Genomic DNA, 16,608 nt, shown 5'->3' with positions numbered 1-16,608 from the left:
TCACGAGGGAGCAAGGCGTTGTCCACCGTCATCGAGCAGCCCGTAGAGGCCCGACTCGTCGCCGCCGCACCGCGCATGCCGAGCATTCCCGCCACGCTGCGCTACGACCGGCACGACCCGTTCGCCGTCCGGATGACCTTCCCCGCCCCGGCCACCCTGGAGGGCGTCGAGGTGTGCTGGAGCTTCGCCCGCGAGCTCCTCTCCGCCGGCCTGCACGGCCCGGAGGGCCGCGGCGACGTCCGGGTGCGGCCGTACGGATACGACCGCACCGTCCTGGAGTTCCACGCCCCCGAGGGCACCGCCGTGGTGCACGTGCGCACGGGCGAGATCCGCCGGTTCCTTCAGGCCACGAACGAGCTCGTGCCCGAGGGCCTGGAACACCTCCAGCTGGACCTCGACCACGGCCTGGCCGAATTGATGCGGGACGCCTGCTGACCTAGCCGGTCGCCGTCGGCTTTTTATTGCGTTGACGGCCCGACGCACCCCTCGTACGTTGTTCATCGGTCCTGTTGCCGTCGATTGGAGAAGGACGTTGCTCGTCTGAGGTCCTGAGACACCGCGTCACACCCGTCGGGTGTGTGCGTCGTGTGCGACCTCGGCGTCCGAGCCGTCCTCCGGCACAGGGCCCTTGTGTGCCCCCGGTTCCCCGGTCCGCGCCTCGTGGTGTCTCTACACGCGTTCACCCCGACCGCATCCAGCAACCGCGAGGCCCTTGTGTCCACTTCCCTCAGCTGTACGTCCCTGTCCTTCGGCTGGCCCGACGGCACCCTCGTCCTCGACGGCCTCGACGTGGCCTTCGGCCCCGGCAAGACCGGGCTCGTCGGCGTCAACGGATCGGGAAAGTCTACCCTGTTGAAGCTGATCGCCGGCGAGCTCACCCCGTCGGACGGCACCGTCAAGGTGACCGGCGAGGTCGGTTACCTCCCGCAGAACGTCACGCTCGACACCGCCCTGCGCGTCGACGAGGCGCTCGGCATCGCCGCCCGGCGGGCCGCGGTGCGCGCCATCGAGGCGGGCGACGCGGCCGCGGAGCACTTCGACACGGTCGGCGACGACTGGGACGTCGAGGAGCGTGCGCTCGTCACCCTCGGTGAACTCGGTCTCGGGCCCATCGGCCTGGACCGCACGGTCGGCGAGGTGTCGGGCGGCGAGTCGGTACTGCTCCGCCTGGCCGCGCTGCTGCTGCGCCGCCCGGACGTACTGCTGCTCGACGAGCCCACCAACAACCTCGACCTGTACGCGCGCAGGCGGCTGTACGCGGCCGTCTCGTGCTGGCCGGGCGTACTGGTCGTCGTCAGCCACGACCGTGAACTCCTCGAACTGGTCGACCAGATCGCGGATCTGCGTGCCGGGGAGATCACCTGGTACGGCGGGAACTTCTCGGCCTACGAGGAGGCCCTCGCCGTGGAGCAGGAGGCGGCCGAACGCATGGTGCGGGTCGCCGAGGCGGACTTTCGCAAGCAGAAGCGCGAACTGGTCGACGCCCAGGTCAAGCTGGCCCGCCGCAAGCGCTACGGGCAGAAGATGTGGGACCAGAAGCGCGAACCGAAGATCGTGATGGGCGCACGCAAGCGCGCGGCGCAGGAGTCCGCGGGCAAGCACCGCATCATGCACGAGGAGAGGCTCGCCGAGGCCAAGGGGCGGCTCGACGAGGCGGTGGACGCCGTACGGGACGACGACGAGATCCGCGTCGACCTGCCGTACACGGCCGTGCCACCGGGCCGGAACGTGCTCACCCTGCACGGACTGGAACTGGCGTACGGAGCGCGCGTCGACGGCGTCCTCGACCTGCGCGGTCCCGAGCGGATCGCGCTGATCGGGCGCAACGGGGCCGGCAAGACGACCCTGCTGCGCACCATCGCCGGGGAGCTGGCACCGGTGGCGGGCGAGACGGAGACGCATGTGCCGCTGCGGTTCCTGCCGCAGCGGCTGGACGTCCTCGACGGCGAGCTGTCCGTCGCCGAGAACGTGGCCCGGTTCGCGCCGGGCGCCACCGACAACCGGGTCCGGGCGCGTCTGGCCCGCTTCCTGTTCCGGGGCGCCCGCGCCGACCAGAAGGCGGCCACGCTGTCCGGCGGCGAACGCTTCCGGGCGGCCCTGGCGGCGCTGATGCTGGCCGAGCCCGCGCCACAGCTGCTCCTGCTCGACGAGCCGACGAACAACCTGGACATGGCGAGCGTGCGCCAGCTCACGACCGCCCTGGAGTCCTACGAGGGAGCGCTGATCGTGGCCAGCCACGACCTGCCGTTCCTCGAGTCTCTCGGCATCACCCGCTGGCTGCTCATGGAGGGGGGAGAACTGAAGGAGACGACACCCGAGGAGGTCGGGGACCCGGCCTGACCGTCCCGTCGGCGCTCCTCCCGACCGTCCCCTTGGAGCGCCTTCGGCCCCCTTGGAGCGCCTTCGGCCGGACACGGCCCGGCGCCGGGGTTTTCTCCGCCCGGTCCGGGCCTGCATGATGGCGAATCGGCGCCGCATCGTGGCGCCGTACCGACCCGCCGATACGGAGACCCGTCGTGCCCAGCAAGAAGGCCCTCGTCCGCCGCCCCAGCCCGCGCCTCGCCGAAGGCCTGGTGACGCACATCGAGCGGGAGAAGGTCGATGCGGAACTCGCCGTGGAGCAGTGGGAGGCGTACGTGGAGGCGCTGCGTACGCACGGCTGGGAGACGGTCGAGGTGGACGCGGCCGACGACTGCCCGGACTCGGTGTTCGTCGAGGACACCGTGGTCATGTACAAGAACGTGGCGTTGATCACCCGGCCGGGTGCCGAGTCCCGGCGGGACGAGACCGCCGGGGTCGAGGAGGCCGTGGCCCGCCTCGGCTGCTCGGTCAACTGGATCTGGGAGCCGGGCACCCTGGACGGCGGTGACGTCCTGAAGGTCGGCGACACGATCTATGTCGGCCGGGGCGGGCGCACCAACGCGGCCGGGGTGCAGCAGGTGCGGGCCGCCTTCGAGCCGCTGGGCGCGCGGGTGGTCGCCGTACCGGTGAACAAGGTGCTGCATCTGAAGTCGGCGGTCACCGCGCTGCCCGACGGCACGGTGATCGGGCACATCCCGAACGTGGACCGCCCCTCCTTGTTCCCGGGCTTCCTCGCGGTGCCCGAGGAGGCCGGCGCGCACGTGGTACTGCTCGGCGGGAGCAAGCTCCTGATGGCGGACAGCGCGCCCAAGACGGAGGAACTGCTCACCGATCTCGGCCATCAGGTGGTCACGGTGGACATCAGCGAGTTCGAGAAGCTCGAGGGATGTGTGACGTGCCTCTCGGTGCGCCTGCGGGGGCTGTACGCCTGATCGTGTGATCCATCACCCCAACAGCCCTGGGACCTGCGCGTCCCGGGGCTCTTTGACATGTCCCGGTACAGCAGCGGAACGGCATCTGATCAGCGATCTTTACGCCACGCTTAACCTACGGCTTCGTAACCTACGGCTTCGTAGCCTACGATCTCGTAGGTTCCGGCGCCGCTCGCCGGCTCACCCCCGTTTCATCCCCCCTTGTACGGCGTCCCCCTGGAGTTCCTGTGACGATCACCTCTCCTCCCCTCGGCAGCCCGTCCGTGTGGACCGACGCGAAGCTGCTGTACGCGCTCGAGGAAGTGGTCGAGAAGGAGCTGAACCGCCATCTGAAGGTCGCCAAGGACTGGATGCCCCACGAGTACGTCCCGTGGACCGACGGCCGTAACTTCCCCGGCCAGTTCGAGGACGGCGAGGCCTGGGACAAGGAGCAGTCCAAGGTCACCGAGATCGGCCGCACCGCCCTCGTGGTCAACCTTCTGACGGAGGACAACCTCCCCAGCTACCACCACGAGATCGCCTCGCTGTTCGGCCGGGACGGCGCCTGGGGCACCTGGGTGCACCGCTGGACGGCCGAGGAGGGCCGGCACGGCATCGTGATGCGCGACTACCTGCTCACCTCGCGCGCGGTGGACCCGGACAAGCTGGAGCAGTTCCGCATGTCCCACATGAGCGAGGGCTTCGAGTCCGACAACCGTCACTCGATGCTGCACTCGATCGCCTACGTCGCCTTCCAGGAGCTCGCGACCCGCATCTCGCACCGCAACACCGGCCACCAGTCCGGCGACCCGGTCTGCGACCGCATGCTGGCCCGCATCGCGACCGACGAGAACCTCCACATGGTCTTCTACCGCAACCTGCTGAAGGCCGCCTTCGAACTCACCCCCGACCTGACCATGCAGGCCGTGCGGGACGTCGTCGTGAACTTCCGCATGCCCGGCCACGGCATCCCCGGCTTCGAGCGCGCCGCGGCCCAGATGGCGATCGGCGAGGTCTACAACCTCCGTATCCACCACGACGACGTCCTCCAGCCCGTGCTGCGCTTCCTGAAGATCATGGAGATCGACGGGCTCGGCCCGGAGGGGAAGCAGGCACAGGACGAACTCGGCCTGTTCATGGGCGGTCTCGACGCGGAGGCCTCGAAGTTCGACGAGAAGCTGGCCGCCCGGAAGGCGCGGGTGGCGGCGCGCGCCGGGGCCTGACCGGCGGCACCGGGTCCGACAACACCATGCGGGGCGCACCGATTTGCCGGTGCGCCTTGTCAGTGGCCTGCGGCATCATGCCGACATGCGTGACCACACCAGGGCGGAGCAGGCAGTCGGCTTTCTCCTCGGCCTGATCGACGAGGAAACCGCCGGACGGATCCGGACGCGGACCGGCCTGCCCGGCCCCGAGCACCCCACGGCGGTCCTGCGCCGGCTCGACCGGGCGTGGGCCTGGGCCAATGTGCTGCCGTCCTCGGTGGTGCTGTGGGTCCTTCAGCAGGACGACCCGGACCTCAACGCGGTGGTGTGGCAGTCCATCGGCACCGACACCGCGCTGCGCCGGGCCATCGCGCGGGGCGTGCCGTTCGGTCCCGGGCGCACCGAGCCGGTCCCGGTGCACCCCACCCTGCCGGGCGAGGAACCCGAGGTGCCCGAGAGCTATGTGCGGCACGGCCTCGTGGGCGCGCTGCGGGAAGCGACGTCCCTTCAACAGGCCCGGGCGGCCGGGTCCATGGTCCTGACGCGCACCGACTGGGCGGCGGTCGCCGAGGCGCACGGCGAGCGTCCACTGCCCGGGTACGCGCGCTGGGCGCTGTCCGTACGCCCGGACTGCCCGCCCGCGCTGCGCGAGCGGTTCGGCTCGCACCGCAAGTTCACCCACCGGGTCCGCGGGGCGGGTGTGCTCGAGGGCCCGGCCGAGTACGCGACGGCCCACGGCCCCGCCGTACACGTCCTCCAGGTCCTCTCCATGGGTCATGTACTGTTCCCGGCCCGCGTCGAGGAGGCCGAGCAAGCCCTGCGCCCGCTCGTCCACGACCACTTGGGCGACCGCGAGGACGCCTGGGCGGTACTGGCCCAGCTCGTCGAGACGTTCCACGGCAACGCACCGGAACTGCTGGCGACGGCGGGCGCGATAGCCTGAGCCCGGGCGCGGGAGCGTTTCGGTACGACGCGTCAGCCGCCGAGAGAGGCCACGTACGGATCGAACTTGGCCGGGTTCATCACCCACATGATCCGTTCGACGCCCTGCGCCGACACGTCGACGGACAGCAGCGCGACCGTGCCGTCGTGCGCGGAGACGAGGACGGCAGGACGGCCGTTGGCCTCGACCCACCGGATGTCCGCCCCGTCCCAGAAACGCGGCGCGAAGGCCACGAGGTACCTGGCCACACGGGAGCGTCCGACGACCGGAATCCTGGATGCTCCGCGCACCCCGCCGCCGTCGGAATAGCTGACGACATCCGAGGCGAGAACGTCCTCCAGCGCGGACATGTCGCCCGTCCGGGCCGCGCCGAGAAATGCCTCCAGCAGACGCCGGTGCTCGTCCGGGCCGACCGGTTTCCTGCGTTCGGCCGCCAGATGTTTCCGGGCACGGCTGACGAATTGGCGCGCGTTTGCCTGGCTGGTTTTCAGAATTTCCGCGATCTGCCGGTAGGGATAATCGAAGGCCTCCCGCAGAACATAAGCGGCCCGTTCCACCGGATTCGTCTTCTCCAGAAGAAAGAGAACCGCCAGTTCCAGCGCCTCCGCCTTTTCCGCGCCCAGTTGTGGATCCTGGCCGGTGTCGACCGGTTCGGGCAGCCAGGGGCCGACGTACGACTCCCGCCGAACCCTGGCGGACTGGGCGGAACTGATGGCGAGTCGGGCCGTGACCGTGGTCAGGAACGCCATCGGCTCACGTACGCCGCCGCGGTCGGTGTTCTGCCACCGAAGCCATGTCTCCTGAATGACGTCCTCGGCTTCGACGCGACTGCCCAGTACGCGGTACGCGATTCCGAAAAGCTGCGGCCGCACCGCGACGAACTCTCGCGCGGCGTTTTCCAGCGCGGCCGCGTCGGTCTCGGCGTGCATGATCGGTCCCTCCGGCTTCGGCCACCATGCTACAAGCCCTCGGAGAGGCACGCCCACGGTCGCATTGATCTGCCCGGACTCCGTGAACGCCTTTCCTGCCGGACGATGGAAGTCGGGATCCTGCCGGACGCAGATCGTGGAGGTGCAAAAAAACAGTGGCGAACAAGGACTCGGAGGCCCGGACCGACGCGGAGCCGCGGTCCGGGACCTGGCAGACGGCGTTGACGCTGCTGCAGGACGCCAAACCCCCGTTCATCCCCGAGGGCGCGTCGGGCATGACCGTCGTGATCGAGTGGCCTCCCGGCGACCCCGGGACTCCCCCGCACCGGCACTCCGGGCCGACCTTCGGATACGTGCTCGAAGGCGCTGTCCGTTTCGAGCTGGAGGGCGAGCCGGAACGTGTGGTCGAGGCCGGCGGGACGTTCTGGGAGCCGGGCGGTGACGTGATCCACTACCAGGACGGCAACGCCCTGCCGGACGCGCGCACCCGCTTCCTCGTGACCATGTTGTGCGCACCGGGTCAGCCGATGCTCACGCTGGTGGACGAGGAGGAACTGGCTCGCCGGGCACATCTGCGGGCTCCGCGCCCCGAGAGCTGACGGCACCGCTCCTCGGGCCGGGAAGGACACACGCACGCCGTCTCCCCGCCCCGGGGCCGGGGCGGGGAGACGGACGGCGCACGGCGAGGGGTGCGGGCCGGCTCAGCCGAACTGACCGGGCTGGTAGTCCCCGGCAGGCTGCTGGTTGATGACGTTGATGCGGTTGTAGGCGTTGATGATGGCGATCAGCGACATCAGCGCGACGAGTTGCTCCTCGTCGAAGTGCTTGGCGGCGTTCTCCCAGACCGTGTCCGGGACACCGCCCGCCGCATCGGCGATACGGGTGCCCTGTTCGGCCAGCTCCAGCGCGGCGCGCTCCGCTTCGGTGAAGACCGTGGCCTCGCGCCAGGTCGCGACCAGGTGGAGGCGCTGCACGGTCTCGCCCGCCGCGGCGGCGTCCTTGGTGTGCATGTCGGTGCAGAAGCCGCAGCCATTGATCTGACTGGCCCGGATCTTCACCAGTTCCTGGATCTCGGCCGGCAGCGCCGAGTCCAGAACCGCCTTGCCGGCCGAGTTGATGTGCCGCAGGACCTTGCCCGCGAGGGGACTGCCGAAGTAGTCGAGTCGAGATTGCATGGTGGTCTCTCCTGTGTGGTGGTTGCACACCATTGACCGGACAGGCGGTCGATGTGTGACAGGAGGCCCCATGTGAGCTGCGTCTCATGGCTGGAGCCACCGGGTTCACCCGGTGGCTCCATGAGATCCAGGGGGACGGGGCGGCCGGATTCGAACCGGCGTCTTCCGGTTTTGGAGACCAGGTGCGCCTGCCTCTGCGCTACGGCCCCGCCCTTGCCGCACAGCGTAATGCCTTGGCCCGTTGTCAGTGCGGGCTGGTACCAATGAAGCACCGGGGGAAGCGCGTTACAGGGTGCACGGGGGGCTTCGCATGGCGTACGGGGAGCAGGGGCGACGGCGCCCTCATGTGGTCGACCTCACCGACCGCCGGGCACTGGAGCGCTACCGCCCGGCGGATCCGGCGGTGGTCGAGGAGGCGCGGCGGCTGAAGGAGGCCGCGCTGCTGGACTTCGGGCTGACCGAGTCGGCGGTGGCGTCCTGGCTGTACACGAAGTGCCACCACCAGATCCCGACGACGGCGGTGGACACGGCGGCCGTGGTCGCCTCCGGCGACGGCTCCTGCCTGCTGCTCTACAACCCGGACTGCTTCGTCGCACTGGGCCTGGACGGCGTGAAGTTCGTGCTGTTCCACGAGGCGCGGCATCTGGTGCACCGCCATCTGTTCGCGGACGCCGAGCTGCGCGACGACCCGGTGTTCGAGCTGGCCGCCGAGGTGTCCATCAACCATGTGGCGCTGGTCCGGCTGGGCCGTGCGGAACTGCCGCTGCTCGACGGCCGGCCCACGGGCGTCGACCCGCGCACGGTGTACGACGCCTACTGGGAGGACCTGACGACGCACGGCCTGGAGCCGGTGGCGTACGAGACGTTTACCCGGACGGACATGCGGGTGTACGGCGAACTGAAGCGCATGCGCCATCCTCCCGTCCCGGAGCGACGGTTGTGCGTGCACCTGGAGGGCAATCTCGTCCCGGCCGATCAGGAGACCGTCGACGCGGTGACGTCCTCCGCGCTGCTCAACTCCCTGCTGGCGGCCCGACGCGGGCACCCGGGCGCGGAGCGCGAGCTGCTCGACCTGATGGGCCGCACCGAGGAGGGCTCGGCGCGGGCCGCCCGGATCTGGGGAAACCTGGGCGCGGGCATGCTCCGCGGCGAGACCACGCGCACGCGTACGGTCGACTGGTGGCAGCGCTGGCTGGTCGACGTACTCGGCTCGAAACTGCGTGACGGCGAGCGGCTGGTGTACCCGAAGAAGCGGGGCGCGCTGCTCGCGGACCTGGGCCAGGACCCGATGCTCTCGCGACGGGGCCCGGTGCGGGACAAGGTGCTGGTCATCGCGTACGACACCTCGGGCTCGATGCCGGACCACGTCATCAGGTGGCTCACCGAACTCGTCGGCCGGATCGACGGGGTGGAGGCGCACTGGCTGTCCTTCGACGCCGTGGTGATGCCGTTCAGACCGGGCGAGCGGGTCTACGGCGGCGGTGGCACGAGCTTCCAGGCGGTCGCGGACCACGTGGAGGGCCGCACGGAGGTGAACGGGCGCCGGTTCGACGTGACCCCGGACGCCGTCGTGATGCTCACCGACGGATACGCCCCGCCGATCACTCCGGCCGAGCCGGACAAATGGATCTGGCTGATCACCCAGGGCGGCAGCGACTGGCCCGAGACGCACACACCGGCGATGGACTGCCATCGCGTCACCACAGGATCACGGTAGATGACCACGGAAGCACAGCACACGGACCACACAGACCACGCAGACCGCACGGACCCACGGCAGTCGGCCGACTCACGCCTCGAGGCCTTCATCGACGCGATGATCGACATGGGGCAGACCGGGCAGGTCTTCGGCGAGCACGGCATCGGCAAGACGGCGACGTTCTTCTGCCACATCGCCCGCTCCCACCCGGACGCCACGCTGGTGTACGTCCCCGCGGCGAACCTGACACCCGACGACCTGCTCGTCAACGCGCCGGTGCGCGACCCGCGGACCGGTGAACTGGTCCTGCGTCAGCTGGTGATGAGCCAGCTCAAGCCGGGCAGGCCCTTCGTGCTGCTCATCGACGACTCGCTGCAGGCGGGCGACACGATCCAGTCGCAGCTGATGCAGATCGCCTGCAACTGGACGCTCGGCGAGCACGATCTGCGCGCCCTGGGCTGCGTCGGCGTGTTCCTGACGGACAACGAGTCGCTGGCCGAGACGTCGGCACGGCGCGGCGACCTGGCGCTGCTCGACCGCATGGTGACGATCCGGATCACCGCGAACGACACGTCCTGGCGGCGCCATCTGGCGGCCAAGTACCGCCAGTGGGACCTGCGTCCGGTGTTCTCCCTGTGGGCCTCGCTCTGCCCGGAGCTGCGTGAGCTGCTCTCCCCGCGCACCCTGGACCATGTCCTGGCCAACGCCGGGGAGGGCTTCCCGCTGCGCTGGGGCCTGCCCCTGGTCGACGGCGAGCGGGTGCGGCTGGCCGAGCCGGGCCCGGACGGCCGCCCGGGTCAGAACCGCACGTCGGAGATCCTCGACCGGATCGCCGAGGCGCTCGGCACCCGCAACCCGGCCACCGTCCCCGACCCGGTACGGCAGGTGGTACGTGCCGCCCTGCGCAACCGGTGGACGGTCCTGCTGCAGGGCCCGCCCGGCTGCGGCAAGACGGAGCTGGTGCGCGAGACCCTGCGCGAAGGGCTCGGCCGGGATCCGCTGTACTTCTCCCTGCCCGTGACGAACGTGGAGGATCTGTGCGCGCCGATCCCGTCCCCGGACGGCACGCTGGACAACCTCCTCGCCATGCCCTTCACCGGCCCCGAGCCGAAGGCGATCGTGTGGGACGAGTACAACAGGCCCAAGGACAAGGCCGCGTTCGCCAAGCTCATGGAGGTCACCCAGGAGTGGTCGCTGGCGGGGCAGCGGATCGAGAAACTGCGGGCGCAGATAGCGGTCCAGAATCCGCCCTACCATCTGGGCCGCAAGCTCCTGGTGTCCCGGAACAACATCGCCCAGGCGACCCGTTTCACGGCCTCGCTCACCGTCGAGCCGGAGGACATACCGGCCAACGAGTGGCTCCTTGCGCAGTACGGCACGGACGCCGAGACGGTCCTTGAGTGGTGGAAGCACGACATCGACGACGACGGGCGCGCCTGGATCACCAAGCGCACCCTGGAGCGCCTCATCAAGCTGCACCGGCGGGGGCTGCCGCTGGAGATGGGCACCGTCTACCTCGGCGACGGCGAGTACGCGCCCGTGCCGCTCACTGCCCTGATGGACCGGCTGCGCGGACGCCCGGTCACGGGCCTGCGCGAGCTCGCCCGGGACGCCGACCTGTGGGAGAAGCGCCTGCGCCGAGCGGCCGACCGCTCGGACGAGGGCGAGAACGACAGCGACGTGGTCCACCAGATCCTCGCCAACGCGGAGCTGTCCCAGCTGAAGAAGCACCGGGCGGTGGTGGCCCGGCTGGTGGCGCTGCTGCCGCCCAAGCTGCGGGCGACGTATCTCGTGGGAGCGTCGCAGCAGCAACAGCGCTTCTGGACGGAGGTGCTCACCGGAATGCGGCGGAGCTGAGGCGGCTCGTGGGTCCGGGCCACCGGGCCCCGCCCCGGCTCACGCCTCCGGTGGCGCCGTGCGGTGCACGCTGCGGATGGCCGCCACGTCCGCCGGGACGGCCGGTGCGGGGATGTGTGCGCTCAGGGCGTCCAGACGGCGTTTGACGCTGGCGGCGATGCCGTCGCCGAGCCGGAAGCGGGTGGCTGTCGTGGCGTGGGCCGCGTGGTCGAGGAGGCGGTGGGCCTCGCGGCTGCGCAGCCCGGTGTGGGTCAGGACGAGGTGGGCGAGCCGGTGCTCGCCGTCGGCGAGGGCCGCGGCGATGGTCTCGGCGGACGTCAGGTCGAGCCGGTTGTCCTGCGCCGCGAGCACCGCCGCCGCCCGGACCCGGCCGAGGTCCAGCAGCGTGACGCCGGCCGCGGTCGCCGCCGTCACCAGGCGGGCCGCGGCGGACGGTCCGATGCCGTTGCTGGCGACGGCCAGCCGGGTGAGCCGCCCGTACGGTGCCCGCTCCAGGGCCTCGGCCAGACGGAGTGCGCCCGTGTCTCCCAAGCGGGCCGCGGACACGTACAGTTCATCGACCGCGCCTGAGGCGACGACGGCGGCGAGCGCCCGCGCGCCCGCCTCGCCCAGCGGGTTGCCGCTGACGAAGAGCCGCTCGATCCGCCGCCCGCCCCCGGCGGCCGCCAGCAGTGCGTCGGCCAGGACGGCGGCGCCCGGCGCGTCCAGGCCGGTCTGGACGAGGTCGAGGGTGCGCAACGACCGTGCGGACTCGATGAGTTCGGCCGCGGCCTGCCCGCCCCCGCTGCCGAGCGGGTTCCTCTTCAGCCACACACCGGTGACGACCTGCGGCGAGGCCCGCAGATTGTCGGCGATCCGGCAGGCACCGCCCGCGGTGATCCCGTTGCAGCCGAGATACAGCGTCTCGACGTCCCCCGTGCTCTCGGCGACGGCGGCCGCCCCGTCGTCGCCCAGCGCGTCGGTGCCGAGCAGCAGGTGCCGTACCGGAGACGGTCCTTGGGCGAGCGCGTCGGCGATCAGCGCGGCACCCTCCGCCCCGACCCCCTGCTTGCACAGGTCGAGCCGCCCGTCGGGCAGCGCCGTACCGGCCGTGAAGTCCAGCCGCTCCCCGGCCGGGCGGCCCGCGCGCAACCAGTCCAGCAGGGGCTCCAGTTCGGCGAGGGGGCGCGGCACGACGTACGGCACCCCGGCGACGCCGCCCGGGTGCGCCTCCTCGGGCTCCTCGCTCACCATGCCGCCTCCCGGTAGTCCTTCAGGAACACCCCCGACACCGGGTTCCCGGCCTCGCCCCGCACGATCGGGTCGTACACCCGGGCCGCCCCGTCCACGATGTCGAGCGGTGTGCGGAACCCGGCCTCGGCCATCCGGGCCTTCTTCGGGGCCGGGTTCTCGTCGGTGATCCAGCCGGTGTCGACGGCGCACATGTGCACACCCTGGGCGGCGAGTTCCGCGGCGCTGGTGCGGGTGAGCATGTTCAGGGCCGCCTTGGCCATGTTGGTGTGGGGATGGCCCGGCATCTTGTTGCGGACGGCGAAGCGGCCCTCGACGGCGGTCACATTGACCACGTACCGGCGTGGCCGGGGCGCGGTCAGCAGCAGGGGCAGCAGCCGGTCGCACAGCAGCGCCGGGGCAAGGGCGTTGACGAGCTGGGTCTCCAGGACCTCGGCCGGGTCGAGCGCGCCGAGCCGGGCCGACCAGGAGTTCTCCGGGGACGGGTCGGGCAGCAGCCCGGCCTCGTCGGCCTCGCGCAGGGCGAGGGGCAGGGCGGCGGCCGGGCCCTCCAGCATCCGCATCGGCCGGAACCCGGGCGCCTGCCGGGCCCCCGCGGGCAGCGCGTCGTACTCCCCGGCGGACAGCAGCGCATACGACTCGGGCGGCCGCCGCACGGTCTGCGCGGCGTTGTTGACGAGGATGTCCAGCGGCCGGCCCTCCCGCCGCAGTTCCTCGCACAGCCCGAGCACCTGGCGCGGGTCGCGCAGGTCGACGGCGAGGACGGTCAGTCTGTCCAGCCATTGTGCGCTGCCCTCGGCCTCCCGGAAGCGGCGCACGGTGTCGTGCGGGAAGCGCGAGGTGACGAGGACCTCGGCGCCGTCCCGGAGCATCATCAGGGCGAGTTGGAAACCGATCTTTACCCTGCCTCCGGTGAGCAGCGCCCGGCGGCCGCTCAGGTCGGTGCTCAGGGTGCGGCGGGCGGTGTTGTCGGCGGCGCACTCGGAGCAGAGCCGGTGGTAGAAGGTGTCGACCTGTCGATAGGGCGACTTGCAGACGTAGCAGGTGCGCGGCCGGAGGAAGACTCCCCCGGCGCCGGACTCGGCCAACGGGGCGTCCTCACGGCGGTCCGGGGCGCCGGTCGCGGTCGCCGCCATCGCCGCCGCGTCGGCCGCGGACGCTTCGGCGCCGCGCGCCTTACGCCGCCGCAGTCGGCCGTCGCGCGTGAAGGAGGCGGCGACCTGCTCGGCCCGCAGTCGCACCGGATCGTCGACGGGCAGCGCGCGCAGCTTGCCCACCACCTGGTGGAAGGCGGCCAGTTCCGCCTCGGTGACCGTGTCCGTGGTCGTGCCGGCAACCGCGTCGGTGATCGCCTCGCCCATCCGTACCCGCCCCGTGTCCGCCGTGCCGTGGTCCCGGCCGGATTCGAACCGGCGTATCCACCTTGAGAGGGTGGCGAGTCTGCCTCTGCTCTACAGGACCGAGTAACGCGTCCCGTCCGGGTGCGCTCCCGGATCCTAACCGCACACGGCGGCCGTGGCCGCACGGATGTGCGGACCGCCCGGGTGTGCCACCCCGCCCCGTACGGGCCTGTCGCGGGCCGGGCCGGATTCGAACCGGCGTGTCCTTCATGCCATGAAGGTGCGCCTGCCTCTGCGCTACCGACCCCCGCACGTCCGGACGACCGGATTCGAACCGGTGTGGCCGCCTGAGCAAGGCGGTGCGCCTGCCTCTGCGCTACGCCCGGACGCGTTCCCGGATCCTAACGGCCGGGCCGGGGTGACGCACCGTCCGGGCGTCACAGCGCTGTACGCCTCAGCGCCAGCCGTTCCTTCTCCGACAGGCCGCCCCAGACGCCGAAGCGCTCGTCGTTGTCGAGCGCGTACGCCAGACAGGCCGAGCGGATCGGGCACAGGCCGCAGATCCGCTTCGCCTCCCGTACCGAGCTGCCGGGCTCCGGGAAGAAGAAGTCCGCCCCCGTTTGCGCGCACAACGCCTCCTCCTGCCAGGCGAGGTCGGGCGAGGTGATCGTTTCGATGTGCATGAGCAGGATCGTGCCGCCCCGCGAAAAACGTTCGCTCAACGCCGGGTCAACGCCGCGGCCGTGGCGTATACGAGGCCCGACTGCCGCCCCGATGATGCTCCCCCGGCACGCGGCGGCGCACGGCGGCGCGCGGGTCCGGGAGGAAATCAAGAGGAACGCGGCTGGTCACCGAGGGTAGTCGCGGTGGGCGGTCCGGTGCGCGGACGCGCTGCGGCAGCGATTGTCAGTGGGCGGTGCAAGACTCGGCAGTGCACTGAGAACGGGACCCTTTTGAGGAGGGCGAAGATGCTCACCACCCGTTTCGTCAACGGCGCACCCAACTGGCTCGACGTCGGCACATCCGACATCGAGGGCGCCACCTCCTTCTACGGCGGTCTCTTCGGCTGGCGGTTCCAGTCGGCGGGACCCGATGCCGGCGGTTACGGCTTCTTCCAACTGGACGGCAAGACCGTGGCCGGCGGTATGCAGACCACTCCGGAGCAGGGTCCGCCCTCCTGGACCGTGTACTTCCAGAGCGCGGACGCGCAGGCCACGGCCAAGGCCGCCGAGGGGGCGCACGGCAGCGTGCTGCTCCAGCCCATGGACGTGATGGGGCAGGGCCACATGGCGGTCCTCGCCGACCAGGCGGGCGTGCCCTTCGGGCTCTGGCAGCCGGCCCTGACCAAGGGTGTGGACAAGGCGAACGAACCCGGTTCGCTGTGCTGGGTCGAGCTGTACACGCCGGACATCGCCGCGGCCGCCGCGTTCTACCACCAGGTGCTCGGTCTGGAGACGTCCGCCATGCCCTTCCCCGGCGGCACGTACACCTGCGTCAATCCCACCGAGGGCGGTGAGGACGCGATGTTCGGCGGAATGGTCCCGCTGGCCGACGACCCCGCGGAGGCCGAGGCCGGCGCCTATTGGCTGCCGTACTTCGAGGTCGAGGACACCGACGCCGTGGTCGAGAAGGCGCAGCAGCTGGGCGGCAAGGTCCGCATGCCCGCCACGAGCATGGAGGGCGTCGGCCGGATGGCCAAGCTCACCGACCCGTACGGCGCCCGCTTCGCGGTGATCAAGAGCGAGCCGCAGGCCTGAGACCCGGCATCCCCGGCGGGGGGTGAGCACCCCGGCCCGCCCCCAGCAACGGGGACCGGGCCGGGGGCCTACGCGGAGGCGCGCCGTACCAGCGTCGTCGGCAGGATGACACCGGAGGGCGCGTCCGCCGCGGAATCCTCGCGGGTCGCCCCGCGGTCCAGGCCACGCAGCAGGAGGCGGGCCATCAACCGTCCCATCTCCTCTATGTCCTGACGGATCGTGGTCAGGGGCGGGTCGGTCTGTTCGGCGACGGGCAGCATGTCGTCGAAGCCGATCACGGCGACGTCCTCGGGCACCCTCCGTCCGCTCGCGCGCAGTACGCGCAGCGCTCCGGAGGCGCCGAGGTCGTTCGCGGCGAACACCGCGTCCACGTCCGGGCAGCGGTCGAGGAGTTCCCGCATGGCGCGCTCGCCGCCGGCCGGGGTGAAGTCGCTCTCCACGATCAGCAGCGGATCGGCGTCCGCCATCACGTCCCGGAACCCGTCGAGCCGGTCCACCGCGGAGGTCTGGTCGAGGGCGCCGGTGATGTGCGCGATCCGCCTCCGGCCGAGGCCGACGAGATGGCGTACGGCCTCGCGGGCCCCGCCCCGGTTGTCGCTGTCGACGTACACCGCGTCGGGCGTGCCGTGGTTCCAGCCGGGCCGGCCGCCGAACACCGTGGGCACGCCCGCGCCCCGGATCAGCCCGGGCAGCGGATCGTCGAGGTGCAGCGAGAAGACGAGCGCGCCGTCGACATGGCCTCCGGCGAGATAGCGGGCCACGCGCGCGTGGTCGTCCCGGCCCTCGGTCAGCAACAGGACGAGCTGGTTGTCGTGCGCCGTCAGCTCCTTGCTGATCCCGCGCAGTTGCAAGGCGAAGAAGGGGTCGGCGAAGACCCTGGTCTCAGGTTCGGCGATGACCACGGCGACGGCGTCGTGCCGCTTCGTCACCAGGCTGCGCGCGGCCTGGTTGGGGACGTAGCCGAGTTCCTCGACCGCCCGCCGGACCCGCTCCACCAGCGGCTCCCTGACTCCGTCCCCACCGTTGACCACCCGGGACACGGTGGCCCGCGACACCCCCGCCCGCGCGGCCACGGCCTCCAACGTGGGACGTGGCGCTGTCTCGGTCACTTCGGGACTCCTCATCGGCGATTGCGGATCAGGATATCCCCGTGCGGGGGGCGGGGTGAGAGCGCTCTCGTCATGGGAGAGGGAGTTGCGGG

Annotated in this window: 15 protein-coding genes and 4 tRNA genes; 9 read left to right on the top strand and 10 right to left on the bottom strand. The window is 71.2% G+C overall.

From position 1 onward, the window contains the following. The first annotated feature begins 18 nt into the window (after window positions 1-18). From ssgD to N8I87_RS34540, 5 genes are all read left to right on the top strand, one after another. Window positions 19-435, top strand: coding sequence for a spore wall synthesis regulator SsgD (ssgD, locus tag N8I87_RS34560; RefSeq protein ID WP_263214710.1), 417 nt, complete (start codon window positions 19-21; stop codon window positions 433-435). A 279-nt stretch (window positions 436-714) separates the two neighbouring features. Next, window positions 715-2,340 (top strand): ABC-F family ATP-binding cassette domain-containing protein, encoded by a 1,626-nt coding sequence (locus tag N8I87_RS34555; protein WP_263214708.1) that lies wholly within the window; start codon window positions 715-717, stop codon window positions 2,338-2,340. Between the two features lie 176 nt (window positions 2,341-2,516). Further along, entirely contained in the window at window positions 2,517-3,293 is a 777-nt protein-coding gene (gene ddaH, locus N8I87_RS34550) for a dimethylargininase (protein ID WP_263214707.1), read from the top strand. 227 nt (window positions 3,294-3,520) lie between these two features. Then, window positions 3,521-4,495, top strand: coding sequence for an acyl-ACP desaturase (locus N8I87_RS34545; protein ID WP_263214706.1), 975 nt, complete (start codon window positions 3,521-3,523; stop codon window positions 4,493-4,495). Window positions 4,496-4,580: 85 nt separating this feature from the next. Continuing rightward, complete coding sequence (locus N8I87_RS34540; protein WP_263214704.1) at window positions 4,581-5,420, top strand: hypothetical protein; 840 nt, start codon at window positions 4,581-4,583, stop codon at window positions 5,418-5,420. A 32-nt stretch (window positions 5,421-5,452) separates the two neighbouring features. Here the strand turns inward: N8I87_RS34540 and N8I87_RS34535 are convergent, their stop codons facing one another. Beyond that, window positions 5,453-6,349 (bottom strand): RNA polymerase sigma-70 factor, encoded by an 897-nt coding sequence (locus N8I87_RS34535; protein ID WP_263214703.1) that lies wholly within the window; start codon window positions 6,347-6,349, stop codon window positions 5,453-5,455. 221 nt (window positions 6,350-6,570) lie between these two features. On the opposite strand from N8I87_RS34535, the gene N8I87_RS34530 reads away from it, so the two are divergent. Continuing rightward, window positions 6,571-6,948: a cupin domain-containing protein gene (locus N8I87_RS34530; protein WP_263216797.1), complete on the top strand. Its 378-nt coding sequence runs from the start codon at window positions 6,571-6,573 to the stop codon at window positions 6,946-6,948. Between the two features lie 102 nt (window positions 6,949-7,050). On the opposite strand, the gene N8I87_RS34525 is transcribed toward N8I87_RS34530, so the two are convergent. Both N8I87_RS34525 and N8I87_RS34520 read right to left on the bottom strand, forming a co-directional pair. Next, window positions 7,051-7,524 (bottom strand): carboxymuconolactone decarboxylase family protein, encoded by a 474-nt coding sequence (locus N8I87_RS34525; RefSeq protein WP_263214701.1) that lies wholly within the window; start codon window positions 7,522-7,524, stop codon window positions 7,051-7,053. 135 nt (window positions 7,525-7,659) lie between these two features. Further along, window positions 7,660-7,734, bottom strand: a tRNA-Trp gene (locus tag N8I87_RS34520). Window positions 7,735-7,834: 100 nt separating this feature from the next. Between N8I87_RS34520 and N8I87_RS34515 the strand changes: the two genes are divergently transcribed. Both N8I87_RS34515 and N8I87_RS34510 read left to right on the top strand, forming a co-directional pair. Continuing rightward, window positions 7,835-9,241 carry a vWA domain-containing protein gene (locus N8I87_RS34515; RefSeq protein ID WP_263214700.1) on the top strand — a complete coding sequence of 469 codons (1,407 nt, stop codon included), beginning with the start codon at window positions 7,835-7,837 and terminating at the stop codon, window positions 9,239-9,241. Beyond that, on the top strand, window positions 9,242-11,080 hold the full coding sequence (locus N8I87_RS34510; RefSeq protein WP_411577318.1) for an AAA family ATPase: 1,839 nt from the start codon (window positions 9,242-9,244) through the stop codon (window positions 11,078-11,080). Between the two features lie 39 nt (window positions 11,081-11,119). Here N8I87_RS34510 and N8I87_RS34505 read toward each other — a convergent pair whose 3' ends face one another. The 6 genes from N8I87_RS34505 to N8I87_RS34480 all read right to left on the bottom strand — a co-directional run bounded on the left by N8I87_RS34505 (window position 11,120) and on the right by N8I87_RS34480 (window position 14,333). Continuing rightward, the gene (locus N8I87_RS34505; protein ID WP_263214698.1) at window positions 11,120-12,313 is read right to left on the bottom strand and encodes a leucine-rich repeat domain-containing protein; all 1,194 of its coding nucleotides are present in this window, start codon (window positions 12,311-12,313) and stop codon (window positions 11,120-11,122) included. Then, complete coding sequence (locus tag N8I87_RS34500) at window positions 12,307-13,671, bottom strand: SDR family NAD(P)-dependent oxidoreductase (RefSeq protein ID WP_263214697.1); 1,365 nt, start codon at window positions 13,669-13,671, stop codon at window positions 12,307-12,309. Before N8I87_RS34500 ends, N8I87_RS34505 begins: the two co-directional genes overlap by 7 nt. Before the next feature lie 28 nt (window positions 13,672-13,699). Next, window positions 13,700-13,771: transfer RNA gene (locus N8I87_RS34495), tRNA-Glu, on the bottom strand. 114 nt (window positions 13,772-13,885) lie between these two features. Beyond that, window positions 13,886-13,957: transfer RNA gene (locus tag N8I87_RS34490), tRNA-Ala, on the bottom strand. A 7-nt stretch (window positions 13,958-13,964) separates the two neighbouring features. After that, a tRNA-Ser gene (locus tag N8I87_RS34485) sits at window positions 13,965-14,036 on the bottom strand. Between the two features lie 51 nt (window positions 14,037-14,087). Next, a complete protein-coding gene (locus N8I87_RS34480) occupies window positions 14,088-14,333 on the bottom strand; it encodes a WhiB family transcriptional regulator (protein ID WP_263214695.1) in 246 nt (81 codons plus the stop codon). Between the two features lie 285 nt (window positions 14,334-14,618). Here N8I87_RS34480 and N8I87_RS34475 point away from each other — a divergent pair, with 285 nt between their 5' ends. Then, window positions 14,619-15,407, top strand: a complete 789-nt coding sequence (locus tag N8I87_RS34475; RefSeq protein ID WP_263214694.1) for a VOC family protein — start codon at window positions 14,619-14,621, stop codon at window positions 15,405-15,407. A 68-nt stretch (window positions 15,408-15,475) separates the two neighbouring features. On the opposite strand, the gene N8I87_RS34470 is transcribed toward N8I87_RS34475, so the two are convergent. Beyond that, entirely contained in the window at window positions 15,476-16,516 is a 1,041-nt protein-coding gene (locus N8I87_RS34470) for a LacI family DNA-binding transcriptional regulator (protein ID WP_263214693.1), read from the bottom strand. Window positions 16,517-16,608: the final 92 nt, after the last annotated feature.

It is taken from the genome of Streptomyces sp. HUAS 15-9 (assembly GCF_025642155.1).
GTDB lineage: Bacteria > Actinomycetota > Actinomycetes > Streptomycetales > Streptomycetaceae > Streptomyces.
The sequence above is the reverse complement of the archived record's forward strand: the minus strand, read 5'-3'. Positions and strand labels throughout refer to the sequence as shown.

Bases quoted from the DNA above. Each gene is read 5' to 3' on its own strand.
- N8I87_RS34500 (WP_263214697.1), bottom strand. From the start codon at position 13,671: ATGGGCGAGGCGATCACCGACGCGGTTGCCGGCACGACCACGGACACG.
- N8I87_RS34480 (WP_263214695.1), bottom strand. From the start codon at position 14,333: ATGCACATCGAAACGATCACCTCGCCCGACCTCGCCTGGCAGGAGGAG.
- N8I87_RS34525 (WP_263214701.1), bottom strand. From the start codon at position 7,524: ATGCAATCTCGACTCGACTACTTCGGCAGTCCCCTCGCGGGCAAGGTC.
- N8I87_RS34540 (WP_263214704.1), top strand. From the start codon at position 4,581: ATGCGTGACCACACCAGGGCGGAGCAGGCAGTCGGCTTTCTCCTCGGC.
- N8I87_RS34505 (WP_263214698.1), bottom strand. From the start codon at position 12,313: ATGGTGAGCGAGGAGCCCGAGGAGGCGCACCCGGGCGGCGTCGCCGGG.
- N8I87_RS34515 (WP_263214700.1), top strand. From the start codon at position 7,835: ATGGCGTACGGGGAGCAGGGGCGACGGCGCCCTCATGTGGTCGACCTC.
- N8I87_RS34535 (WP_263214703.1), bottom strand. From the start codon at position 6,349: ATGCACGCCGAGACCGACGCGGCCGCGCTGGAAAACGCCGCGCGAGAG.
- N8I87_RS34510 (WP_411577318.1), top strand. From the start codon at position 9,242: ATGACCACGGAAGCACAGCACACGGACCACACAGACCACGCAGACCGC.
- N8I87_RS34475 (WP_263214694.1), top strand. From the start codon at position 14,619: ATGCTCACCACCCGTTTCGTCAACGGCGCACCCAACTGGCTCGACGTC.